The organism is Agromyces sp. NPDC057679 (genome assembly GCF_042799635.1).
GTDB lineage: Bacteria > Actinomycetota > Actinomycetes > Actinomycetales > Microbacteriaceae > Agromyces.
The window spans coordinates 959,913-984,558 of record NZ_JBHVIK010000001.1 but is presented as its reverse complement, the minus strand read 5'-3'; the positions used below and the strand labels follow the sequence as shown (position 1 = coordinate 984,558).

General features: G+C 67.3%; 16 protein-coding genes. 13 read left to right on the top strand and 3 right to left on the bottom strand.

Annotation, left to right across the window (positions count from 1 at the left end; genetic code table 11):
• Positions 1–76: 76 nt before the first annotated feature.
• The gene (locus ACFVAJ_RS04385; RefSeq protein ID WP_376941584.1) at positions 77–6,289 is read right to left on the bottom strand and encodes a GH92 family glycosyl hydrolase; all 6,213 of its coding nucleotides are present in this window, start codon (positions 6,287–6,289) and stop codon (positions 77–79) included.
• A 144-nt stretch (positions 6,290–6,433) separates the two neighbouring features.
• Here ACFVAJ_RS04385 and ACFVAJ_RS04380 point away from each other — a divergent pair, with 144 nt between their 5' ends.
• The 5 genes from ACFVAJ_RS04380 (at position 6,434) to ACFVAJ_RS04360 (ending at position 13,386) form a co-directional block, all read left to right on the top strand.
• Positions 6,434–7,846 carry an MFS transporter gene (locus ACFVAJ_RS04380; protein WP_376941583.1) on the top strand — a complete coding sequence of 471 codons (1,413 nt, stop codon included), beginning with the start codon at positions 6,434–6,436 and terminating at the stop codon, positions 7,844–7,846.
• A 225-nt stretch (positions 7,847–8,071) separates the two neighbouring features.
• The gene (locus ACFVAJ_RS04375) at positions 8,072–9,112 is read left to right on the top strand and encodes a LacI family DNA-binding transcriptional regulator (protein ID WP_376941582.1); all 1,041 of its coding nucleotides are present in this window, start codon (positions 8,072–8,074) and stop codon (positions 9,110–9,112) included.
• Between the two features lie 160 nt (positions 9,113–9,272).
• Complete coding sequence (mmsA, locus tag ACFVAJ_RS04370) at positions 9,273–10,817, top strand: multiple monosaccharide ABC transporter ATP-binding protein (RefSeq protein WP_376941581.1); 1,545 nt, start codon at positions 9,273–9,275, stop codon at positions 10,815–10,817.
• Positions 10,814–12,172, top strand: a complete 1,359-nt coding sequence (gene mmsB, locus ACFVAJ_RS04365; RefSeq protein WP_376941580.1) for a multiple monosaccharide ABC transporter permease — start codon at positions 10,814–10,816, stop codon at positions 12,170–12,172. The genes mmsA and mmsB overlap by 4 nt, the downstream gene beginning before the upstream one ends.
• A gap of 95 nt (positions 12,173–12,267) precedes the next feature.
• Positions 12,268–13,386, top strand: a complete 1,119-nt coding sequence (locus tag ACFVAJ_RS04360; protein WP_376941579.1) for a substrate-binding domain-containing protein — start codon at positions 12,268–12,270, stop codon at positions 13,384–13,386.
• 63 nt (positions 13,387–13,449) lie between these two features.
• Here the strand turns inward: ACFVAJ_RS04360 and ACFVAJ_RS04355 are convergent, their stop codons facing one another.
• Positions 13,450–13,836 (bottom strand): glyoxalase superfamily protein, encoded by a 387-nt coding sequence (locus ACFVAJ_RS04355; RefSeq protein ID WP_376942468.1) that lies wholly within the window; start codon positions 13,834–13,836, stop codon positions 13,450–13,452.
• Positions 13,837–13,989: 153 nt separating this feature from the next.
• Here ACFVAJ_RS04355 and ACFVAJ_RS04350 point away from each other — a divergent pair, with 153 nt between their 5' ends.
• The 8 genes from ACFVAJ_RS04350 to ACFVAJ_RS04315 all read left to right on the top strand — a co-directional run bounded on the left by ACFVAJ_RS04350 (position 13,990) and on the right by ACFVAJ_RS04315 (position 22,515).
• Positions 13,990–14,574, top strand: coding sequence for an HhH-GPD-type base excision DNA repair protein (locus ACFVAJ_RS04350; protein WP_376941578.1), 585 nt, complete (start codon positions 13,990–13,992; stop codon positions 14,572–14,574).
• A gap of 446 nt (positions 14,575–15,020) precedes the next feature.
• Positions 15,021–15,254, top strand: a complete 234-nt coding sequence (gene nrdH, locus ACFVAJ_RS04345) for a glutaredoxin-like protein NrdH (protein ID WP_157425078.1) — start codon at positions 15,021–15,023, stop codon at positions 15,252–15,254.
• A 50-nt stretch (positions 15,255–15,304) separates the two neighbouring features.
• Complete coding sequence (nrdI, locus tag ACFVAJ_RS04340) at positions 15,305–15,724, top strand: class Ib ribonucleoside-diphosphate reductase assembly flavoprotein NrdI (protein WP_376941577.1); 420 nt, start codon at positions 15,305–15,307, stop codon at positions 15,722–15,724.
• 5 nt (positions 15,725–15,729) lie between these two features.
• Complete coding sequence (gene nrdE / locus ACFVAJ_RS04335) at positions 15,730–17,856, top strand: class 1b ribonucleoside-diphosphate reductase subunit alpha (RefSeq protein ID WP_376941576.1); 2,127 nt, start codon at positions 15,730–15,732, stop codon at positions 17,854–17,856.
• Positions 17,857–17,863: 7 nt separating this feature from the next.
• The gene (locus ACFVAJ_RS04330; protein WP_376941575.1) at positions 17,864–18,676 is read left to right on the top strand and encodes an NUMOD3 domain-containing DNA-binding protein; all 813 of its coding nucleotides are present in this window, start codon (positions 17,864–17,866) and stop codon (positions 18,674–18,676) included.
• A gap of 8 nt (positions 18,677–18,684) precedes the next feature.
• Complete coding sequence (nrdF, locus tag ACFVAJ_RS04325) at positions 18,685–19,707, top strand: class 1b ribonucleoside-diphosphate reductase subunit beta (protein WP_376941574.1); 1,023 nt, start codon at positions 18,685–18,687, stop codon at positions 19,705–19,707.
• Between the two features lie 106 nt (positions 19,708–19,813).
• Complete coding sequence (locus tag ACFVAJ_RS04320; RefSeq protein WP_376941573.1) at positions 19,814–21,376, top strand: AAA family ATPase; 1,563 nt, start codon at positions 19,814–19,816, stop codon at positions 21,374–21,376.
• 200 nt (positions 21,377–21,576) lie between these two features.
• A complete protein-coding gene (locus ACFVAJ_RS04315; RefSeq protein WP_376941572.1) occupies positions 21,577–22,515 on the top strand; it encodes a hypothetical protein in 939 nt (312 codons plus the stop codon).
• Positions 22,516–22,898: 383 nt separating this feature from the next.
• Here the strand turns inward: ACFVAJ_RS04315 and ACFVAJ_RS04310 are convergent, their stop codons facing one another.
• The gene (locus ACFVAJ_RS04310) at positions 22,899–24,644 is read right to left on the bottom strand and encodes a SulP family inorganic anion transporter (RefSeq protein WP_376941571.1); all 1,746 of its coding nucleotides are present in this window, start codon (positions 24,642–24,644) and stop codon (positions 22,899–22,901) included.
• Positions 24,645–24,646: the final 2 nt, after the last annotated feature.

Here is a 24,646-nt window from a genome sequence, read left to right as displayed (position 1 = left end):
AGGCATCCCGCCCGACGTGCTTCGGCCCGGCGTGCCGGAGGCGGCACGCCGGGCCGAAGCGGGGTTCACCCGAGCATCACCAGAGCAGGAGCGGCACCGGGATCGTCCGCGAGTCGCCGTAGCCGGCGTCGCCCTCGAACTCGCCGTGGATCAGGTGCAGCCCGCCCTTCAGCTTGGGCAGCTTGACGGTCACCTCTCCGCCGTCGCGAGCGGTCACTGGCACCTCCGCGATCGCGCGGTCGCCGTCGTACACCGTGAAGGTGCCGACCGGTGCGCGTCCGTCGAGCGCGAACACCCGTGCCGTGAACCGAATCGCCGATCCGGCCTTGGCGAGCAGCTTGTTCGGGGCGCCGATGGAGATCGTCGCGACCTCGACCGTCGTCGCGGTCACCGTGAGCACCGCCTGGGCGCTGAGCCCCGACACCGCACCTTCGGCGACGATCGTGTGCTCGCCGACCGCGGCGGTCGCCGGGATCGTGACCTGCGCCTCGAAGGCGCCGTGGTCGTCGGCGGCGACCTCGGCGAGGCGCACGGGCTCGGAGTGCAGCCTGATCGTCACGAGCTCGCCCGGACCGAAGCCCGTGCCCGCGATGCCGAGCGTTCCGCCCTGTGCGGCGCTGTCGTCGCTCAGGGTGAGTTCGGCCGGCTCCACGGGGGCGTCGCCGACCTCGATCGCGAACGGCTCCGAGACCGACGGAAGGTAGGACTCGGGGCTGTCAGGAACGAAGCGCGCCGTGTACGTGTGCAGCCCTGAGGTCTCCACCCGTACGTCCGCCGTCGCGGTGCCCGCCGTGACGGTCGCCGTGCCGACGACGGTCTCGCCCTCGAGGATCTCCACCAGGCCGGTGGCCTCGCTCGGCGCGACGGTCGCGTTCAGCCCGACGAGGTCTCCGGCGACGGGCGCCTCGGCGTCCGAGCCGAGGGTCACCGTGGTGGCCCGTGCCGGGGTGCGCACGGCGACCGGCGCGGACGCCTCGACCGCCGACACCGCACCCACCGCGGTCACCGCGTAGTCGCCGTCGACGACCCCGGCGGGGATGGTGAGCTCGTCGTCGATCGCGCCTGCTGCGGTCGAGGTCGTGCTCACCGGGTCACCGCCGTCGAACCGGAGCTCGACGGTCTCGCCGGGTGCGAACCCGTCGCCGGTCACGCGGATCGTGCCGCCGGGCGCGGCCTGGGCCGGCTCGACCGCGATCTCCGGCGTGTACACCGGGGCGGGCTCGTCGACGACGATCTCGAGCGTGGTCGACGCCGACCGGACGCCGTCGTCCACCGTCACGGAGACCGTGTAGCTGCCCGAGACGGCGTAGGTGTGTCCACCCGTGACGGCCCCCTCGGTCACCGGCAGTGCCGACACCGGGGTGCCGTCGCCCCAGTTGACGATGGCGCTCTGCTCCGACGCGCCGCCGACGGTCGTGGCGAGCGTCGCTTCGAACGCCTGGGCCGCGATCTGGGCTTCGACGGCCTGCGGTTGCACCTCGAGCGCCGAGGCACCCGAACGGTCGCCGTCGGAGGCGACGGCGAACACGTGCACGCGTCCGTCGCGGAGCGTGCCCTCCTCCGCCGGCATCGTCAGCGACTCGACGACCTTCGGAGCTCCGGCGTCGTCGGTGTCGATCGTGATCGGCGCCGTCGCGTAGATCGCGGTGTTCTTGACCGAGGACTCGGCCGCGGTGCCGGAGAGGCGACCCTCCGAGATCGCGACCACGCTGTTGCCGAACGCGGGGTTGCCCGACGCGCCGACCCAGTCGCCGAACGAGATCTTCACGGTCTGCGACGTGCCGTCGGTGAAGTGCAGCACCGCCTCGGGCTGACGACCGTTCTCGGTGGCCGTGCCGACGAAGGCGAGCTGCGTCGCCCCCTCGCCGAGGCCGAGGCGCACCGTCTGCCCCTCGCCCGTGAGGTTGTCGGGCTTGCCGGCCGCCACCGCGGGGAGGTCGTAGCTCAGCGCGGTGCCCGGGATCGCGATCGTCGAGCCCTGCACGAAGCCGTCCGCGGCGAGCTTGTCGCGGAAGTACCCGAAGCCCTGGCCGTCGCAGTTCGCGGCGGTCGTGCCGAGGTCGCCGATGCAGGTCGAGTCGAACGAGCCGACGAACGTCTCGTCGCGGGTGACCGCGACGTTCGTCGACGCCGACGCGAGTGCTCCGGTCGAGTCCTGCACGATGACCGTGGCCGTGTACAGGCCCGGCGCCGTGAAGGTGTGCGGCGCCGTGACCCGCCAGCCCCCGAGGTCGTCGCGCTTCAGCGTGCCCTCGACCGTGCCGGTGCCGTCGCCGTAGTCGACGGAGACCTGGTAGCCGGAGGCCGAGGTCTCGGTGCCGACGATCGTCGCGAGCGGGCCCGCGAACTCGGTGTCGACCGCTGCGGACTGCGCCGCGGCCGGGCTGACCGTCAGCCCCTCGGCAGTGCCCGCCGAGGCGAAGAGCTCGACCTCGGAGAGCGTCAGCGGCCCGTCGGCCGACTCCACCGAAAGCCGGAGGCTCGTGAAGACCCCGTCGGCGTCGATCGAGAAGGGGCGCGTCTGCGTCGCCCAGTCGAAGGACTCGCCGTCGCGGTGGTCGAGCTCGGTCCAGTTCTCGCCGTCGGTCGAACCCGACAGCGTCCACGACGCGGGCGCCCGGTCGAGCGCGGCGCCGGTCAGGGTGTACTGGCCGACCGTCACCGGCCCGGACTGCGAGGTCCAGGTCAGCTCGGCGGTGCCCGAGTCGAACGTCGTCGTCGTGTTCATGCTGTCGTCGACGAGCGAGGCCGTCGAGGTGCCGTCGCCCGCCGAGAGCGTGCCGCGGTCGACCTTGGTGGCGTCGACGAGGGTGCGCGGGACCTCGAGCTGCTCGCCCAGGTCCTTCGCCCCCCACTCGCTCGGCTCGTCGCTCATCGCGAACACGAGCTCGCCTCCCTCGCGCAGCAGGTCGCCGTCGAGGGTGGTCTCGTCGACCGGCGTGCCGTTCAGCTCGACGCCCGAGACGAACGCCTTGCCGTCGGAGGCGCCGGGCGCCGAGATCACGAGCTCGCTGTCGCCGATGCTCAGCGTCGCGCGGTCGAACAGCGGTGTGCCGATCGTGTAGTCGCCCGAGCCCACCTCGAGCGGGTAGAGGCCGAGCGCCGAGAACACGTACCAGGCGGAGAACTCGCCGTTGTCCTCGTCGCCCGGGTAGCCCTGGCCGATGTCGGAGCCCACGAAGAGCCGCTGCTGGATGTCGCGGATCAGCGCCTGCGCCTCGGCGGGGTCGCCCGCCTCGGCGAGCACGTACGGGATGTGGTGCGCGACCTGGTTCGACATGCCGAGCATGCCGAGGCGGACGTCGCGGGCCTCCCGCGCCTCGTGGATGCCGGAGTAGTCGGCCTTCTCACGCACGGTGAGGAACTCGTCGAGCTCCTCGATCAGCCCCTGCCGCCCGCCGTACAGCGCGGCGAGTCCGGCGACGTCGTGCGGCGCGTGGAACCCGAAGGTCTTCGCGCTCGCCTCGGTGAACGCGCCGCCCCAGGCCTTCTGGTCGAAGTCGGCGCCGACCGGCCAGCTGCCGTCCGCGTTGCGGGCGGTGAAGGTGTCGGCCTCGGGGTTGAACATCTCGACGTAGTGGCTGGCGCGCGCCTGGAAGTACTCGGCCTCCTCGAGGAGCCGCTCGACGCGGTCGGCGGGGGTGTTCGGGTCGTCGGCGAGCGCCGCGGCCATCTCGCCGATGCCGAAGTCGTTGATGAAGCCCTCGAGGCCCCACGATGCGCTCTCGTGCGTGCTCTCCTCGGTGTAGCCGAGGAAGATCGACTGCGCGAGGCCCTTTCGTCCGACGGCGTTCGACGCGGGCAGCACGGTGGCGTTCTTCACCGCCGCGTCGTAGGCCTCGAGCGCGGTGTCGGTGTCGAGCGCGCCCGCGAGGTACGCCTCGGCGAAGGCGACGTCGGAGCTCGTGCCGGTCATGAGGTCGGCGTAGCCGGGCGAGGACCATCGTGCGATCCAGCCGCCGTCACGGTACTGCTGCACGAACCCGTCGACGAGCTCTTCGGTGACGTCGGGGTAGAGCAGCGAGTAGAGCGGCCACGCGGTGCGGTAGGTGTCCCAGAAACCGTTGTTGACGTAGATCTTGCCGTCGACGAGCTTCGCGTTCGTCGTGGTGTCGGTCGCGGCGCCGGTCGTGGCCGACACCGGGCTCGCGTACTTGTACTCGGGGTCGCCGGCCGTGCCGACGTTCTCGAACTGCGAGTTCGGGTAGAGGTTCAGGCGGTACAGGCTGGAGTACAGGGTCACCAGCTGGGTCTCCGTCGCGCCCTGCACGTCGTGCACGACGCCGAGGCGATCGTTCCAGGCGTCCCGCACGGCGGCGTGGGCGTCGTCGAACGAGACGCCCGCGAGCTCGAGCTCGTGGTTGCGCTGCGCCTGCTGCTGCGAGATGAAGGACGACGCGATGCGGAGCTCGACCGTGCGGTCGCTCGACGTGTCGAACGCCGCGAAGCGCGCGCTGCCGTTGCGGTTGCCCTGCGTGGTCGGCCCGGCCTTGGTCGGCTGGGCATCGAAGGTGCCGTACACGAACATCCGGGTGCGGCCGGGGTAGCCGGACCCGCCGTCGACCCATCCGGTGACCGTGTCGCCCGTGATCGTGAGCTTCGACGAGTTCACGAGCTGGTCGACGATCACCGAGCTCTGGTCGCCGGTGAAGGCGAAGCGGTAGACCGCGCCGTGATCGGTGGCCGTGACCTCGGTCGAGATGCCGTTGTCGAACTCGACGCCGTAGACATCGGGCCGCGCCACCTCGTTCTCGTGGTGGAAGGTGAGGCGCCGGTCGTCGAGCGTCGAGGTCGGGTTCGCGCCCACCGCGGGCAGGACCGCGAGCTGGTTGCGGTCGCCCATCCAGATGCTCGGCTGGTGCGAGAAGCCGATGCCCTCGAGGGCGGGGAGGTTCTGCGCGGTGTTGGCGCCCTGGTACTGGTACAGGGTTCCGGTGTTGTCGGCGTTCGTCATCGGGGTGATGAAGTTGAAGCCGTTCGGCCAGCCGACCGCCGGGATGTTGTTGCCGCGCGAGAACCCGCCGGTGGAGTTCGTGCCGCGGCGTGTGTCGACGTAGGAGACGAGTCCGTCGGAGTCGTCGTGCGGCTCCGCCTCCTCGATGCGGATGTCGTCGAGCCATCCGAGCACGGTGGTCCCGGCGGCCGGGGTCTCGACCCCGGTGACGCCGTCGCCCGGGTGGTCGTAGTCGAGGAGCACGCCGGTGACGGTGCGGCCGGCGAGGGCCCCGAGGTCGACGCTCACCTTGTTCCACTGGTCGGGCCAGAGGACGTTCGCCAGGCCCTGCGAGCGCGCGTCGGCGCCGTACCCGTACGAGTCGGTCAGCTCGCTGGCCGCGAGCGTCGTCCCGTCGTCGAGCACGAGGTCGATCGCGACGAAGGTCGACGCGTAGCTCTGCCCCGAGTCGAGCACGGGGAAGACCGTGTACGAGAGGCGGCTGTCCTCCTCGACCGCGATGTCGAGGTCGGAGTAGATCACCGACGTCGAGGCCGCGGGGCCGGCACCGAGGTGGGTGCCGGCGTAGCGGAGCGCGTGCGTGCCCGAGAAGCCGACGTTGGTCTTCGCGGTGTAGGAGCTCGTCGGGCCGGAGTCGACCTCGAGCGCCAGGTCGGTGGGGGTCGGCTCGGCGTCGGCGTCGGCGATGGGCTCCCAGCCGGCGAGCTGGATGAGGCCGCCCGAGTGGTTCGCGGTGATGTCGAGGCGGTAGTAGCGGTAGGCGGCGCTCGGCGCCGGGAGCGCGAAGCTCCGGGTCTGCCCGCGCGCCGAGAACGACTCGCCGCTTCGCGTGTCGACGACGGTCCAGTCGGTGCCGTTGTTCGAGCCGAGGACCTTGAAGTCGCGCGGGTCGCGCTCGGGGGCGTCGTTGCCCGAGGTCAGCGTGTAGGCCTCGATGGGCCGCGCCTCGGCGAGTTCGTACTGCGCCCACCCGGTGGCGCTGAAGACCAGCCACTTCGATCCGGGGTTGGCGTCGGCGAGCTTCTCCGCGGTCTCGTTCGGCGGGTTCTGGCCGGAGGCGGTGACCGCCGTCACCTGCGGCAGCAGGCTGCCGGGTACGTTGCGATCACCGCTGAGGTTGACCGACTCCCCGGTGCCCGCGAGCGCCGGCACGGCGTCGCCCGCTTCGAAGGAGGACTGGAACGTCACCTCCCCGGGGGCCGCTGCTGCGGCCGAGATCGGCGTCAGCGCCGCCGCGGCCATCGCCATCGTGATCACTGCTGTTGCGGTCGCCCGCGTTCGGCGGGCGCTGCCCGACCGGTTGAAGTGCTTCACCGTCGCTCCCTGTCGCTTCACTGCGAAAATGTATGACACCGCTGTCATAACTTCTGGACGGTACCACGTCGCCGCCGCGGGCGGAAGACCGTGTCGACCCCGGGATGTGCCGTCGTACACGCCGGGCTTGAGTTGAAGGGCACTTGAGGTCGTAGGCTCGATCGGGTGAGTGAGCCGACCGCCGAGACGCCGATTCCGACCCGCGAGACCGGGGAGATCGAGGCCGCGGCGGCCCCCACGGCCGAAGCGAAGGGGCCGCTCTCGCCGCCCTACCGCTGGCTGTCGATCGGCATGTTCTCGCTCATCTTCCTCGCGGCGTTCGAGGCGATGGCGGTCACCACGGTCATGCCGATCGTCGCCCGCGAGCTCGACGGGGCCGCCCTCTTCGCGCTCGCGTTCGCCGTCCCGCTCGCCGCGGGCATCGTCGGCATGGTCATCGCCGGCAACTGGACCGACCGCTCGGGGCCGCTGCCCTCGCTCATCACGGCGGCGGTGCTGTTCGTCATCGGCCTGCTGATCGCGGGCACCGCGACCGACATGACGGTGCTCATCATCGGCCGCTTCGTGCACGGGCTCTCGGGCGCCGCCGTGATCGTGCCGCTCTACGTCATCGTCGCGCGCGTCTACCCCGAAGCGCTGCGGGCCCGCGTGTTCGCCGGGTTCGCGGCGGCGTGGGTGATCCCGTCGATCATCGGGCCGGCGGTCGCGGGCGTCATCGCCGAGGTGTTCAGCTGGCACTGGGTGTTCCTCGGCGTGATCGCGCTCGTCGCCCCCGCGGCGGCGATGGTCGTGCCGCCCATCGTGCGGGTGCGCGAGAAGATCCAGGGCGACCCGGCGGTCGCATGGAGCCTCGGCCGGGTCGGCTGGGCGGTGCTCACGGCGGCCGCGGCGCTCGGGCTGTCGCTGTCGAAGGAGTTCGTCGATCCGTGGCGCTGGGTGGTCGCCGCCGTGGCGATCGCGCTCATCGTCGTCGCGGCGCGCCCGCTGCTGCCGGTCGGCACGCTGCGGGCCGCGCGCGGACTGCCCGCGACCGTGCTGCTGCGGCTCATCGTGGCGGGGGCCTTCTTCGGCAGCGAGATCTACCTGCCGTACCTCTTCATGGAGCGCTACGAGTTCCCGGCGAGCCTTGCGGGCGCGGTGCTCACCGGTGCCGGGGTCAGCTGGGCGATCGCCTCGTGGCTGCAGGGACGCCTGGGCGATCGCGTCTCGAACGCGCAGGCCGTGATGATCGGCTCGGTGCTGCTCACGCTCTCGCTCGTCGGGGTGCTCGCGGTCGCGGCGTTCACGCTGCATCCGGCGATCGCCTTCGTTGCGTGGACCTTCGCGGGCGCCGCGATGGGGTTCATGTACCCCCGCCACTCGGTCGCGGTGCTCGGGCTCTCGCCGGTCTCCGCGCAGGGCTTCAACAGCGCGGCCCTCTCGATCGGCGAGTCGCTCGGTGCGTCGTCGGCGCTCGCCGTCACGGCGCTCGTCTCGAGCGCGGTCGCCGCGTCGGCGTTCACCGCCGACTTCTCGGTGACGGTGGTCATCGCGCTCGTGGCCGTGGTGCTCGCGCCGCGCGTGCGCCCTCGGGACTGAGGCCTCGGCCCGGCCCGCTCGCACGTCGCTCGCATCGGCGGCTGCCGGGCCGCGTTGCGCCCGCCGATCGGGCGAATGATCGACGGTCGAATCGGTGCGCAACGGTCGAATCGAATCGACCCCGCGATGTGACTGTCACATGACGACGTTGTGCGATCGCGCCGGGCGTGCATAATGGAAACACCTTCGATGTGAACGTGCACATCGACGTCGATCGGTCTGGCAGTGAATCCTGATTCTCCCAAGGGGCGGGCGCCCAGCATCCGTGATGTCGCGCGCCTCGCCGAGGTCTCGCACCAGACCGTCTCCCGGGTGCTGAACGACCACCCGAGCATCCGGCCCGAGACCCGCGACCGCGTGCTCGCCGCGATGGAGACGCTGCAGTACCGGCCGAACCGCGCGGCCCGGGCGCTCGTCACGAGCCGCTCGCACACGATCGGCGTGCTCGCCGCGAGGAGCACCGAGTACGGCCCCGCGACGAGCATCGCCGCGATCGAGGACGCGGCGCGCGAGCACGGGTACTACGTGAACACCGCGAACATCGCCGACCCCTCGCCCGAGGGCATCGCCGATGCGCTCGAGCACCTGATGCTGCAGGCGATCGAGGGGCTCGTGGTCATCGCCCCGCAGGTGCGCGTGTTCGAGGTGCTCGCCGGCTCGCCCGTCGGGGTGCCCTTCGTGAGCCTGCAGTCGACGGGGCGCAGCGACCACCTCGCGCTCTCGGTCGACCAGGTGACCGGGGCGCGGCGGGCGACGCAGCACCTGATCAACCTCGGCCACCGCGAGATCGTGCACCTCGCCGGTCCGCAGGACTGGATCGAGGCGGAGGCGCGCATGCGCGGGTTCCTCGACGCGATCGGCGACGCCGAGCTCGACCTGCACCCGCCGATCCTCGGCGACTGGAGCGCCGACTTCGGCTACTTCGCCGGCCGCGAGCTGCTGCGCCACCGCGACTTCACGGCGGTGTTCGCGGCCAACGACCAGATGGCGATCGGGCTCATGCACGCCTTCCGCGACGGCGGCGTCGACGTTCCCGGCGAGATCAGCGTCGTCGGCTTCGACGACATCCCGGTCGCGCAGCACGTGTGGCCGCCGCTCACGACCGTGTACCAGGACCACCGCGAGAGCGGGAGGCGTGCCGTCGCGCTGCTGCTGAACCAGCTGCACGGCGAGCAGGTGCTCGAGGTCGAGCAGATCGTGCCGCGCCTCGTGGTGCGCGGTTCGACGGCCGAAGCGCCGGTGCGGCGCCCGCTCGCCCGCGCCTGACGCACGGCCGTGTTGCGACCCGCGCTTGACAGCGGCGCACGTCGGATGCACCATAGGTCTCGATGTGAACGGTCACACGCGTCACATCGAGTCCCGAACCACTGACACCGAGGTCGAGAATGTACCCGTCGATGATGACCGCAGCACCGAGAGGCCGCCGATGAGCGCGCCGCCGATCCTCGAGATGCGATCCATCACCAAGGAGTTCCCGGGTGTGAAGGCCCTGTCCGAGGTCTCGCTCACGGTGATGCCGGCCGAGGTCCACGCGATCTGCGGCGAGAACGGCGCCGGCAAGTCGACGCTCATGAAGGTGCTGTCGGGCGTCTACCCGCACGGCACCTACACGGGCGAGATCATCTTCCGCGGCGAGGAGGTGCAGTTCCGCGACATCCGTGCCAGCGAGCAGGCCGGCATCGCGATCATCCACCAGGAGCTCGCCCTCATCCCCGAGCTCTCGATCACCGAGAACATCTTCCTCGGCAACGAGATCGCCCGCGGCGGACGCATCGACTGGGCCGCGGCGAAGCTCCGGGCCATCGACCTGCTCGCCCGGGTCGGCCTCGACGAAGACCCCGACACGCAGATCAAGCACCTCGGCGTCGGCAAGCAGCAGCTCGTCGAGATCGCGAAGGCGCTCGCGAAGGACGTGAAGCTGCTCATCCTCGACGAGCCGACCGCCGCCCTCAACGAGGACGACTCGGAGCACCTGCTCGACCTGATCCGCGGCCTCAAGGGCAAGGGGATCACGGCGATCATCATCTCCCACAAGCTCAACGAGATCGAGGAGATCGCCGACGAGATCACGATCATCCGCGACGGCCACACGATCGAGACGCTCGACGTGAAGGCCGGCGGGGTCGACGAGGACCGCATCATCCGCGGCATGGTCGGCCGCTCGCTCGAGAGCCGCTTCCCCGACCGCACCCCGCACATCGGCGACGTGTTCTTCGAGGTGAAGGACTGGACGATCCAGCACCCGCAGGTGCCCGAGCGCCTCGTCGCCAAGGGGTCGAGCTTCAACGTCCGCCGCGGTGAGATCGTCGGCCTCGCCGGGCTCATGGGCGCCGGGCGCACCGAGCTCGCGATGAGCGTCTTCGGCCGCTCCTACGGCAACTACCTCTCGGGCACGATCGTGAAGGACGGCAAGGAGATCGTCCTGAAGGACGTCGAGTCCGCGATCAACCACGGCCTCGCCTACGTGAGCGAGGACCGCAAGCAGCTCGGCCTCAACCTCCTCGACACGATCAAGCGTTCGATCGTGGCGGCGAAGCTCTCGAAGATCGCGAAGCGCGGCGTCATCGACGACTCGCGCGAGTTCGGCATCGCGGAGGACTACCGCAAGCAGCTGCGCATCAAGACGCCGAGCGTCGAGGCGGGCGTCTCGAAGCTCTCGGGCGGCAACCAGCAGAAGGTCGTGCTGGCGAAGTGGATGTTCACCGACCCCGACCTGCTCATCCTCGACGAGCCGACCCGCGGCATCGACGTGGGCGCGAAGTACGAGATCTACACGATCATCCAGTCGCTCGCCGCCCAGGGCAAGGGCGTCATCCTCATCTCGAGCGAGCTGCCCGAACTGCTCGGCATCGCCGACCGCATCTACACGGTCTTCGAGGGCCAGATCACCGACAACATCCCCGCATCAGAGGCGAATCCCGAGGCGCTCATGCGCAGCATGACCTCGGCGAAGAAGAAGGCGAACGCATGAGCACGGCGAGCACCCCTGCGAGCACCCAGAAGAAGAAGGGCGGCCTCGCCGACATCCGCAAGGTCTTCGGCGGCGGGCAGTCGAGCCTCCGCCAGTTCGGCATCCTCGGCAGCCTCATCGTCATCATCGTGATCTTCCAGATCTGGACGAACGGGCTCACGCTCTCGCCGACGAACCTGATCAACGTCGTCAACCAGTACTCGTACATCCTGATCCTCGCGATCGGCATGGTGATGGTCATCATCATGGGCCACATCGACCTCTCGGTCGGATCGGTGGCGGCGTTCACGGGCATCATCGTGGCGAAGTCGATGGCCGAGTGGAACCTGCCCTGGCCGCTGGCGATCGTGCTCGGCATCGGGGTCGGTGCGGCGATCGGCGCCTGGCAGGGCTTCTGGGTGGCGTTCGTCGGTGTGCCGGCGTTCATCGTGACGCTGGCGGGCATGCTCATCTTCCGCGGCGGCAACCAGCTCATCGGCCAGTCGACGACCACCCCCGTGCCCCAGGAGTTCGGCATCATCGGCGCCGGATACCTGCCAGAGCTCGCACTGCCGCTGGCCTTCAACGTGCTCACGATGGTGCTCGGCGTGCTCGGCGCCGGGTGGATCGTCTGGAACGAGTTCCACCTGCGCCGCACCCAGAAGAAGCTCGGCTCCGAGATGGCGCCCGTCTGGGTGAGCGTCGTCAAGGTGGTCGTGCTCGCCGGTGTGATCCTCTGGGCCGCGTGGCTGTTCGCGACCGGCCGCCCCGGCACGAGCTTCCCGATCTCGGGCATCATCCTCGTCGTCCTCGTGATCGTCTACTCGTTCATCACGAACAACACGATCTTCGGCCGCCACATCTACGCCGTCGGCGGCAACCGCCTCGCCGCGACGCTCTCGGGCGTGAAGGACCGCCGGGTCGACTTCTTCGTCATGATGAACATGTCGGTGCTGGCCGCCCTCGCGGGCATGATCTTCGTCGCCCGCTCGACGGCCTCGGGCCCGCAGGACGGCAACGGCTGGGAGCTCGACGCGATCGCGGCCGTGTTCATCGGCGGCGCCGCCGTCTCGGGCGGCATCGGCACCGTGATCGGCTCGATCGTCGGTGGTCTCGTGATGGCGTTCCTCAACAACGGCCTCCAGCTCATCGGCGCCGGCGCCGACGTCGTCCAGATCATCAAGGGCCTCGTGCTCCTGCTCGCCGTGGCCGTCGACGTGTGGTCGAAGCGCCAGGGCGGCCCGTCGATCTTCGGCATCTGGTCGAACCGCCGCAGGGCGAAGCTCGAGTCCGAAGGCCCGGTCGAGGCCCCGGCCGTCGCTCCGACCGCTGCGTCCAACGAGTCCTCCCAGCCGAGCGACATCCGCTCCCGCTGAGTGAGAACGGATGCCTCAGCGGTGACGCCGTGGCATCCACCCAACCCTTCCCCTCCAAGAGAAGTCAGCAATCCCAACAAGAAAGTGAATGATCAATGAAGAAGCTCACTCTTGCGGCCGCAGCGGTCGCAGCGGTCGCGGCGCTCGCGCTCGCGGGCTGCTCGTCCGACCGCGGCGGTTCGACCGGCGGCGACGAGTCCGGCTCGGCCGGTTTCGCCGCCGACAGCACGATCGGCATCGCCCTTCCCGACAAGACCAGTGAGAACTGGGTGCTCGCGGGCGGGCTCTTCGAAGACGGCCTCGCCGACGCCGGGTTCAAGGGCGACGTGCAGTACGCGCCGGCCTCGAACACCGTCGCCGAGCAGCAGAACCAGATCTCGGCCATGGTCACCAACGGCGCGAAGGTCATCGTCATCGGCGCGAAGGACGGCAAGCAGCTCGGCACGCAGCTGCAGCAGGCCGCCGACGCCGGCGTCAAGATCATCGCCTACGACCGCCTGATCGAGAACACCGAGAACGTCGACTACTACGTGGCGTTCGACAACTTCGAGGTCGGCAAGCTGCAGGGCCAGGCCCTGCTCGACGGTCTCGCGGCGCGTTCGGGCCACGAGGCGCCGTGGAACATCGAGCTCTTCTCCGGCTCGCCCGACGACGCCAACTCGGCCGTGTTCTTCAACGGCGCCATGGAGGTGCTGCAGCCGAAGATCGACGACGGCACGCTCGTGGTCGTCTCGGGCCAGACCGACATCGCGCAGACCGCGACCCAGGGCTGGGAGGCCGAGAACGCGCAGAGCCGCATGGACTCGCTGCTCGCCGCGAACTACGCGGACAAGGACGTCGACGGTGTGCTCTCGCCGAACGACAACCTCGCCCGCGCGATCATCACGTCGACGAAGCAGGCCGGCAAGGACATCTCGAAGGTGACCGTCACCGGTCAGGACTCCGAGGTCGAGTCGGTGAAGTCGATCATGGCGGGTGAGCAGTACTCGACCATCAACAAGGACACCAACCTCCTCGTGGAGCAGACGATCAAGATGATCCAGCAGCTCCAGAAGGGCGAAGAGGTCGACGTCAACGACACCGAGCAGTACGACAACGGCGTGAAGGTCGTGCCCGCGTACCTGCTCGCTCCGGTCATCGTGACGAAGGAGAACGCGGCCGAGGCGTACGCCAACAACCCGAACCTCCTCGACATCGTGAACGCGGCCGGCTAGTCCCACCTGCCGAACGCACGGAACGACGGCCCCCGCTCCTCGGAGCGGGGGCCGTCGCCGTGTTCACTGCGCCTGCTGCGACCAGTCGGGCAGCTGCTGCAGGGTCCACCGGTTGCCGTCGGGGTCGGCGAAGGTGACGAACCGCCCCCACGCCTGCTCGTCGACCCCCTGCGCGTCGACGCCGGCCGCGCGCAGCTGCTCGAGCGCCGCGTCGGCGTCGGCGACGACGGCCTGGATCACGTCGAGCGCGCCCGGCTCGATCGTGCCGCCGATGCCCTCGCCGAAGGCGATCGAGCAGGCGGAGCCGGGCGGCGTGACCTGCACGAAACGCATCGTGTCGCTGACGCGCTGGTCGTGGTCGGCGTTGAAGCCGCACTGGTCGACGTAGAACGCCTTCGCGCGGTCGATATCGGTGACGGGGACGTGGATGAGTTCGATCTTGACGTCCATCGCGAGTGCCATGGAATCTCCTCCGTTGATCAGCTGGATTCGGAATCGTTCGGATCTCGGGTTCGCAGTACGGGGCGTTGCGGGCTCGGCCCCATTCCAGCACTGTCGGCCGACATCCGCACCCCGTGGCCGCCCGAGCCGGTCGGTGGGAGGATGAACGGCATGGCATTGCACATCACGGGGGACCGGGCGGCCGACGAGCTGCTCTCGAACGACGCGTTCGCGCTGCTCACGGGCATGCTGCTCGATCAGCAGGTCGCGATGGAGACCGCCTTCGCCGGGCCCGAGAAGATCCGCGAGCGGCTCGGCACGATCGACGCCGGCGAGATCGCCGCGACCGACCCCGAGCGTTTCGCCGAGGTGTTCAAGCAGACCCCGGCCGTGCACCGGTTCCCGGGGTCGATGGCGGGGCGGGTGCAGGCGCTCGCCGCGGCCGTGCGCGACGACTGGGGCGGCGACGCGGCCGCCATCTGGACGCAGGGCGAGCCGAGCGGCGCCGAGGTGCTGAAGCGGCTGAAGGCGCTGCCGGGCTTCGGCGAGCAGAAGGCGAGGATCTTCCTCGCGCTCCTCGGCAAGCAGTGCGGGCTCGAGGCACCGGGCTGGCGCGAGGCGGCCGGCGCCTACGGCGACGAGGGTTCGTTCGCCTCGGTGGCCGACATCGTGAGCCCCGAGTCGCTCGCGAAGGTGCGCGCCTCGAAGCAGGCGGCGAAGGCGGCGGCGAAGGCCGCGAAGGCCTGACCGATCCAGTACGGCGGATGCCACGGGGCCGGCCCCGTGGCATCCGTCGTACTGCTGCCGTCGCGCCCTGCCGGGCGACACGCTCGCCCGGTGTCCGGCGATGTCGGTGGGTAGTGGCATCGTGGGGGTTACAACACCATATGTAGGGGTGGCGGCATCCGAGGGCCCCCAAGTGTCGTGCATCGCGACACGCCGGGGCGTTCATCCACAGCCGTGCGATCTCGATTTCGTCCGTCTGTGGATAACCGCGCGACACCCCAGCAAACAGGCCGATCATCGCGACATCCGTTGTTCACAGTCGGTGGATAACCCCGTGGATAACTACATGAATGTAACTACATCATGTTGTGGCGGTTCAGTTCGGCAGACACTAGATGTAGTATTGAAGACATCAATCAGCAACACGGGGGACGGGTCCTCCAGGGCCCGAGAACGAGGGGAAAACCATGACGGTCACGGTCTACACGAAGCCTTCCTGCGTCCAGTGCAACGCGACGTATCGCGCCCTCGACAGCAAGGGGATCGAGTACGAGGTGCTCGACCTCTCGGTCGACGAGAACGCGCTCGCCCAGGTCAAGGAACTCGGCTACCTGCAGGCCCCCGTCGTGATCACCGATGAAGACCACTGGTCGGGCTTCCGCCCCGACAAGATCAACGAGCTCGCCTCGCGTCTCGCATAATCGCGACCGGTGAGCTCGGGGGAGTGAACCGGAACGCGAAGGAGAAGATCATGACGAACCTGGTCTACTTCTCGAGCGTCTCGGGCAACACCAAGCGCTTCATCGAGAAGCTCGGCCGCCCGGCTGCACGCATTCCGCTGCACGCCCGCGAACCGGCTCTCGAAGCCGACGAGCCCTATGTGCTCGTCGTGCCGACCTACGGCGGCGGTGACGGCAAAGGCGCCGTGCCGAAGCAGGTCATCAGATTTCTCAACGACGAGCGCAATCGCGCACTCATCCGAGGCGTGATCAGCGCAGGCAACACCAACTTCGGGTCGGCCTTCGGTCTGGCCGGCGACATCATCGCCGCGAAGACCGGGGTGCCGCACCTCTACCGCTTCGAAGTATTCGGAACCCCAGACGACGTTCGCGCCGTCACTGATGGATTGGACGCATTTTGGCGAAGTCAGCAGCAGCAACGGACGGCGTAGCCCTCATGGAGGCGCCGCGCACGGCGATGGACTATCACTCGCTCAACGCGATGCTCAACCTCTACGGTGCCGACGGCAAGATCCAGTTCGAGAAGGACCGTGAGGCGGCGCGCGAGTATTTCCTCCAGCACGTCAACCAAAACACCGTCTTCTTCCACTCCCTGAAGGAGCGCCTCGACTACCTCGTCGAGAAGGAGTACTACGAGCCCGAGGTCATCGCGCAGTACGACTTCGCGTTCATCCAGAAGCTCAACGACCTCGCGTACTCGAAGAAGTTCCGCTTCGAGACGTTCCTCGGCGCGTTCAAGTACTACACGAGCTACACGCTGAAGACCTTCGACGGCAAGCGCTACCTCGAGCGCTTCGAGGACCGCGTCGTGATGACCGCGCTCGGCCTCGCGCAGGGTGACGAGCAGCTCGCGATCGACCTCGTGGAGGAGATCATCGGCGGCCGCTTCCAGCCGGCGACCCCGACCTTCCTCAACACGGGCAAGGCGCAGCGCGGCGAGCTCGTCAGCTGCTTCCTCCTCCGCATCGAAGACAACATGGAGTCGATCGCCCGCGGCATCAACTCGGCGCTGCAGCTCTCCAAGCGCGGCGGCGGCGTGGCCCTCCTCCTCTCGAACGTGCGCGAGTCGGGCGCCCCGATCAAGCAGATCGAGAACCAGTCCTCGGGCATCATCCCCGTGATGAAGCTCCTCGAAGACAGCTTCAGCTACGCCAACCAGCTGGGTGCCCGCCAGGGCGCCGGCGCGGTGTACCTCTCGGCCCACCACCCCGACATCATGCGGTTCCTCGACACGAAGCGCGAGAACGCCGACGAGAAGATCCGCATCAAGACGCTGTCGCTCGGCGTCGTCGTGCCCGACATCACCTTCGAGCTCGCGAAGAACAACGAGGACATGTACCTGTTCTCGCCGTACGACGTCGAGAAGGTCTACGGCAAGCCCTTCGGCGACGTGCCGATCACCGAGCACTACCGCGAGATGGTCGACAACCCGCGCATCAAGAAGACGAAGATCAATGCGCGCGAGTTCTTCCAGACGATCGCCGAGATCCAGTTCGAGTCGGGCTACCCCTACATCGTGTTCGAGGACACGGTGAACAAGGCGAACCCGATCAAGGGCCGCATCAACATGTCGAACCTCTGCAGCGAGATCCTGCAGGTGAACACGCCGACGACGTACAACGAAGACCTCTCGTACGACCAGATCGGCAAGGACATCAGCTGCAACCTCGGTTCGCTGAACATCGCCCTCACGATGGACGCGCCCGACTTCGGCAAGACCGTCGAGACCGCCATCCGCGGCCTCACCTCGGTGTCGAACCAGAGCCACATCGCCTCGGTCCGCTCCATCGAGGACGGCAACGACAAGTCGCACGCCATCGGCCTCGGCCAGATGAACCTGCACGGCTACCTCGCCCGCGAGCGCATCTTCTACGGCAGCGAAGAGGGCATCGACTTCACGAACATCTACTTCTACACGGTCCTGTTCCACGCGCTGCGCGCGTCGAACAAGATCTCGATCGAGCGCGGCGAGACCTTCGAGGGCTTCGCCGACTCGAAGTACGCGTCGGGCGAGTTCTTCGACAAGTACACGGATGCCGCGTGGGTGCCCGAGACCGCGAAGGTCACGCAGCTCTTCGCCGACGCCGGCGTGCACATCCCGACGCAGCAGGACTGGCAGGAGCTCAAGGCCTCCATCCAGGAGCACGGCATCTACAACCAGAACCTGCAGGCGGTGCCGCCGACCGGCTCGATCTCGTACATCAACAACTCGACGGCGTCGATCCACCCGATCGCCTCGAAGATCGAGATCCGCAAGGAGGGCAAGCTCGGGCGCGTCTACTACCCGGCGGCGTTCATGACGAACGACAACCTGGAGTACTACCAGGACGCGTACGAGATCGGCTACGAGAAGGTCATCGACACCTACGCCGCGGCGACGCAGCACGTCGACCAGGGCCTCTCGCTCACCCTGTTCTTCAAGGACACGGCGACGACCCGCGACATCAACCGCGCGCAGATCTACGCGTGGAAGAAGGGCATCAAGACGATCTACTACATCCGTCTGCGTCAGATGGCTCTCGAAGGCACCGAGCTGGAGATGTGCGTCAGCTGCGCGCTGTGACCCACCCATGATCGAGACCATCCAATGGACGCCGGAGCTCGGGGAAGGTTCCCCGATGCTCGGGATCGTCTATGGATTCCGCGTCAAGGCGACCGGTGAGTACCGGTACGTCGGGCAGACGACCAAGTCGCTGTCCCGACGTACCGGGCAGCACCTGACCGTCGCGCGACGCGGGCGAAAGACGCCGTTCTATGACTGGCTGAGGAAGACTCCCCGTGAGGAGTTCGAAGTCGTCATTCTCGAGCGAATCTGCACGAGTCGTGAAGACCTCGGGCTCGCGGAGATCGGCTGGATCACGCTCTACCGGGAGCTCGGCGATCGTCTGCTCAACCTCTCCGAGGGTGGTCTTGGACCGACGGGTGTCGAGTGGTCGCCCGAGCGGCGGCAGGCTACCAGCGAACGTAATCGCGGCAGGGTCGGCGTCTCGATGCCGGGGGAGGCGAACCCGATGTGGGGACGCACACACAGCGAGGAACAGAAGGCCCGCTGGTCTGCAGAACGCAAGGGCATGAACGCCGGCGAGCTGAACCCGAACTACGGCAAGTTCGGTTCTGATCATCCGGGCTTCGGCCACTCCATGTCGGAGGAATCGCGTCAGCAGCTCTCGGAGATGCGCAGGGGCGAGGGCAACCCGAATTTCGGTAGGTCGGCCTCCGCCGGGACGCGAGCGAAGATGTCGGCGGCGAGGAAGGGCCGCCCGATGCCGTCGAGCGTTCGGAGCGCCCACACCCGCTACCACACGAACAAGGGCGTCTCGAAGCCCGAATGTCGATTCTGCGTCGAGGACGCGGCGAAGAACACAGCACGCGAGAGCGAGTAAGGAACACGATGACCCTCACCGACCCGGTCAACTCGGCCAGCAACGACCCGGCGCACGTCGGCGGCAAGCTGAAGCTCGTCGACCACGTCAACGCGATCAACTGGAACCGGATTCAGGACGACAAGGACCTCGAGGTCTGGAACCGCCTGGTGAACAACTTCTGGCTGCCCGAGAAGGTGCCGCTGTCGAACGACATCCAGTCGTGGAACACCCTGACGCCCGAGGAGCAGACCCTCACGATGCGCGTGTTCACGGGCCTCACCCTGCTCGACACGATCCAGGGCACGGTCGGCGCGGTCTCGCTCATCCCCGACGCGATCACCCCCCATGAGGAGGCCGTCTACACGAACATCGCGTTCATGGAGTCGGTGCACGCGAAGAGCTACTCGTCGATCTTCTCGACGCTGTGCTCGACCAAGGACATCGACGACGCCTTCCGTTGGTCGGTCGAGAACCCGAACCTTCAGAAGAAGGCCGCGATCGTCATGGAGTACTACCAGGGCGACTCGCCGCTGAAGCGCAAGGTCGCCTCGACCCTGCTCGAGAGCTTCCTCTTCTACTCGGGTTTCTACCTGCCGATGCACTGGTCTTCGCGCGCGAAGCTCACCAACACGGCCGACCTGATCCGCCTCATCATCCGCGACGAGGCCGTGCACGGGTACTACATCGGCTACAAGTTCCAGAAGGGCCTCGAGCGCATCTCGCAGGCCGAGCGCGACGAGCTGAAGGACTACACCTTCTCGCTGCTCTACGAGCTCTACGACAACGAGGTGCAGTACACGCAGGACCTCTACGACGGCGTCGGCCTGACGGAAGACGTCAAGAAGTTCCTGCACTACAACGCGAACAAGGCCCTCATGAACCTCGGCTACGAGCCGATGTTCCCCAAGCAGGTCACCGACGTGAACCCGGCGATCCTGTCGGCGCTCTCGCCGAACGCCGACGAGAACCACGACTTCTTCTCGGGGTCGGGCTCGTCGTACGTCATCGGCAAGGCGGTCGTGACCGAAGACGAGGACTGGGACTTCTAGTGCGAGGCGTATCTGCCGCGTGATTTGATCAGATCCGCGATTGTCCTGATGTGACTAGCCGCCGGGTTTCCCGGTTCGAGACACGTTGCCATAAGAACAGAGGAGCATGACGACACACAGCGGTTGGCGAGCGGGCGCTATCACCGCCCCTCTCAACGACAACCTGCAGAAGCACATTTCCGAGCTTGAGAGCCGCTTCCCGATCGTTCGTCAGCACCGGCGAGCGCTTGGTGAACTCGGATCGCAGATGGTTCACGCTCAGAAATGTTCGGTCAACGGGCTTCAGAATTGCCGGATTTCACTCGTGCGGTTCAGCGGTGCGATCGAAGCGGCGTTCGGGCTGACGCGGGAAGTGATGTTCTTCTACAGCCCTTATCCAGACCTTCAAATTCGCGAACTGAAAGCCGCGAAGGACGCTATTCGAAAGCTTCACCGCGACGTCACTCCAGATGTGATCTTCGTATCCTCCCCTGACCCTCGGGCGAGGCAGAAGCTGGATGACTGGTCTACCGGCGGCTTCTTGGCGATTCCGTTGTCGGGTGTCGACGCGACTGATCCAGTGAGTTTGGTCTCGCTCTTGCGCGACTACATCTATGCCCGCGACCTTTTCTACGAGTCGACACCAGTTCGGGGCGACAGGTTCTTCGGGCGACGCCAGCTCATGCAGGCGCTTCATGACGACGTCAGGAAGCAGCGTGTGGCGGGCCTTTTTGGACTTCGAAAGGCCGGCAAGACGAGTGTCCTAAGCCAGTTGGCTGATGACGTCTCGAATGACGATCGGATTGTCATCCTTCGTGATCTGGAGAGCCTCCCGTCACCTCCTACTGACCCGATTCCAAGCCTGATCAAAGACTTGCGCGCCGACCTAATGGAGGTTCTGAAGAGGCGCGGGCATAGTTCTCGAGCTCTGGGCCAGTTGCAGGGGACGGCGGACGCATCGGACTTCCGCAGGGCGATGCAAACAGTGCTTCGCAGCCTGGCGAAGGAGAACGTGAGTCTGGTTCTCCTGCTGGACGAAATCGAGTACCTGACTCCGTCGGATCGAATCGACATCAGCGAAGGCGAGATGGCGTCTGTCTCTCAGTTCTTGGGTGCTTTGCGGAGCCTCGTCCAAGAGAATGACAACTTTACTTTCGTACTGTCGGGGCTGACCAGCGCGATCGTCGAGAATGGGCGGCTGTTCGGTCGACCGAATCCCCTCTTCTCTTGGGCGAAGAGCCATTTCCTTGCGCCCTTCGACCGTGCAGAAGCGGACGAGTTGGCGACTTCGGTAGGCAGTCGGATGGGAATCAACATCGATTCCGGAGCGCTCGAGTCATTCTTTGAAGCTACCGGCGGGCACGCCTTCCTCTACCGAAGTCTCGCTTCGTCCGTTGTTCAACAGTTGCCAGTTGACGTCTTTCAGCGTCGAATCTCACGAGCAGATGTCCTCCGGAATCTTGATGACTGGAAGCGCACTGTTGCTGGAAACATCCACGAAATGGTCAGTCACGTGCGCCGCTACTACCCCCTCGAGGCCGTGATGCTCGACATGTTGATGGAATCGCCGGACGACTTCGGCGATATTGCCAAGGAGCAGCCGCTCGAGCTGCAACACCTATTGAGTCTTGGCCTCATCGAGAAGGATGGGACCTCGTATCAGTCCGCAACCGTCTTGAGTCTGCTGTGACCGACCCGCTGAGTGCTGCAGCGACTGCTCGAGCAGAGATGGTCGCGCGAAGCATGAAGCGCCATCGGCTCGTGTTTGTACAGGTCGGCCGAGTGCAGGACCCAATTCGGGAGCCATTTCTCAGCGAGCTAAGAGGGACTTCCGCCTCCATTGACGATCGAGCGGTCTGGGGCGGAATTGGAGGTGCAGAGCCTCTTCTGGTGACTGACCTTGAGCGCTGCACTGACTCATCAGCCAACGTCTTGGGTGAAGTGCGCGAGCAGGTGCTATCGCTGTTGGACAGCGATCGGATGGTATGTCTCATATCTCGGACGCCACGAATCGCGTTTCGGTCGGTGCCGGGAAGCTCAGTTCTTGAAGACGCGGCGCTAGTTACGCTGCCGCCTTTGAATGACGGAGAGGTTCCTCAACCGACAACGGGGCGGCGGCCCGCAGGATGGCCGCTGCCCGCGGTGGCATTCGGCGATCCTCTCAGCGTCGGGTTGCTTAGTGAGGCTCTCGCTGAGCTTGGGCAGGGCCTCGTGGCCGCACTCGACCACGCCATCTTTGAGGTGAATCCGAAGGGGACCGACGGTCTTCGGTACCTCAACTCCCGAGAAGTAGAGGGTCTGCGCGGGGCCGGCCTGCTCCAACTTGATTCGGACGGCTCACCTCGTTTGACGATGCCATCATCGTTGAAGTTGCTTAAGGAGGCGCTTTCGGAGCACGTCAGTAAGACGGTCACTCCCGTCGATCGTTTGCCGGATGTCGTATCTGGGCTTTGGCTGATCGAGCGGACCCTGCGGGCTGGAGTGCGTGCGGCGGCAATTGCAGAATACGGAGACGCGTGGAGAACTTCAAGCATCGGCGGAATGAAGGACGAAATTCTTCGGCGCGCGCAACTTGATACAAGCGTGGCTGCGAAGAGTGTGAACGATCTACGGGACCCCCTTGAATGGCTGACGCTCGGTGAGCTGCTCGACATCATCCGAAGCGACAAATTTGATCAGCTTGGGGTAGAGGCAGCGATTTGGCGAAAGCTGCAGGAGCAGCTAGTTCCCATCCGCAACCGCCTCGCCCATGTCCGCATGCTCAAAGCGAGTGATCCGGAGATCGTTCAGATGTGGAGCAGCACCATCGTTTCAAGGCTCAACGCATAGTTCGTATCGCCCTCGGACGCGCGGGTCGACGTTGATTTCCTATCGCTCCTCCTCGGGCGAGCAACTTTGGCCGGCATACGCGCTGTGGGTGCGATCGGCGACAACGAGGTGCAGTACACCCAGGACTTCTACTGCGGCGTCCCCTGACCGAGGACGTCAAGAAGTTCTTGCACTCAAGACGAGCAGGCCCCCATGAACCGCGGCCAGGAGCCGATGTTCCCGAAGCATGTCACCGACGTGATTCCGCCGATCCCGTCGGTCCTCTCGCCGAGTTCTAGGTTTGCAGCTTTCCGACGTGAGGGGTGGATGCCACGTGGCATCCACCCCTCATCGTCTGTGAGCAGGCGGAGCGATCGCATCTCGCCTGGCAGGCGTATCGCGGCTCAGCCGTCGGTCGAGCCGCCGGCGTCCGACGGATCTTTCGGATGCCCGAGCTGCGCCGTGACCGCGCGGTCGACGTTGCCGTGGATGCGGTCGGGGCCGAGCCGCTCCAGCACGCCGTCCCGCGCCAGCGTGGCGCGCACGACCTGCTTCACCCGGGCGAGGCGGAGCGTGACCTCGGAGTCCTTCGCGAGCTCAACGATGTCGCTGAACTTCGCGCATCCCTGCGAGTCGATGAAGTTGATGCCGCCGCAGTCGAGGACGATCCCGGTGAGGTCAGGCGTCGAGTGGATGATCTCGCGGATGCGGTCTTCGAGAGCGTCGGACGTCGCGAAGAACAGGCCGCCGTCCATGCGGATCACGACGACCCCGGGGACGCGTTCGTCGGCCGGGTGCTCGCTCACGTCGCGGAACACCTGGGTGCCCGGCTCCCGCGCGAGGGTTGCGATGTTCGGGTGCGTGGCGACGCCGATGAGCCAGACGATCGACAGCCCGATGCCGATCATGACTCCGGCGAGGACGCCGAACGCCAGCGTGCCGATGATGGCGGCGACGGCGATCCAGAAGTCGAACGGCTGCACCCGGAGGAGGCGGCGCATCTCGGGGAGGTTGATCATGCCCATCACGACGGCCTCGATGATGAGCGCGGCGAGGACCGGCTTCGGCAGGCCGGAGAAGAGCGGCGCCAGGATCAGCAGCGTCAGGAGCACGGTGACGCCCGACGTGATCGAGGCCAGCCCGGTGCGGGCGCCGGAGTGGTCGTTGAGCGAGCTCGCGGACAGGCTGGTCGACACCGGCATGCCCTGGAAGAGCCCGGCGCCGGCGTTGGCCATGCCCTGCGCGATCGACTCCTGGTCGATGTCGACCTGGTAGCGGTGCTTCGCCGCGAACATCCTCGCGTCGCCGGCGGTCTGCGAGAAGCCGATCAGCACGAGTGCGACCGCCGCGATCCCCACCGTCGCCGCGTTGTCCCACATCAGGCCGAGGTCGGGGAGGGTGAACGCCGGCAGCCCCCGCGGCACTTCGCCGACGAGCGCGACCCCGCGCTCGCCGAGATCGAGGAGCCACGAGGCCAGCAGGCCGCCGACCACGAGCACCAGCGCGCCGGGCAGGCGGGGCGCGACCCGGCCGACGCCGAAGACCACGACGAGCGACACGGCGCCGACGATGAGCGTGGTCGGGTGCGTCTCGCCGAGGGTCGCGAACCACGACCACAGCTCCTGGATCGCGTTCGAGCCGTCGGTCTCGGTTCCGGTGAGCTTCGGGAGCTCGGAGATGACGACGTCGACGGCGGCGCCGAACAGGAACCCGGTCACGACCGCCCGTGAGAGGAACTGCGCGATCCAGCCCATCCTGAGCACGAACAGGAGCAGGAAGAGCACTCCGGAGGCGAGCGTGATGCCCGCCACGAACGACGCGATGTCGGCCTGGTCGGTGAGCCCGGTCGCGATCACGGCGCTGGCGGCAACGGCGGCGAGTGCCGAGCTCGGGCCCATGGAGATCTGGCGGCTCGTGCCGAAGATCCCGTAGAGGAGCGCGCCCGCCGCCGCCGCGTAGAGCCCGTTCTGCAGCGGGATGCCGGCGATGCCCGCGTAGCCGAGGTTCTTCGGCACGATCAACGCCGCGACCGTCACCCCGGCGATCAGGTCGCCGCGAAGCCAGCGGCGATCGTAGCCGCGGATCCAGCCCGCGATCGGAACCAGTCCGGCGGCCGTGCGCCGCCGGTTCATGTCGCCAGTGCTCGCCATGC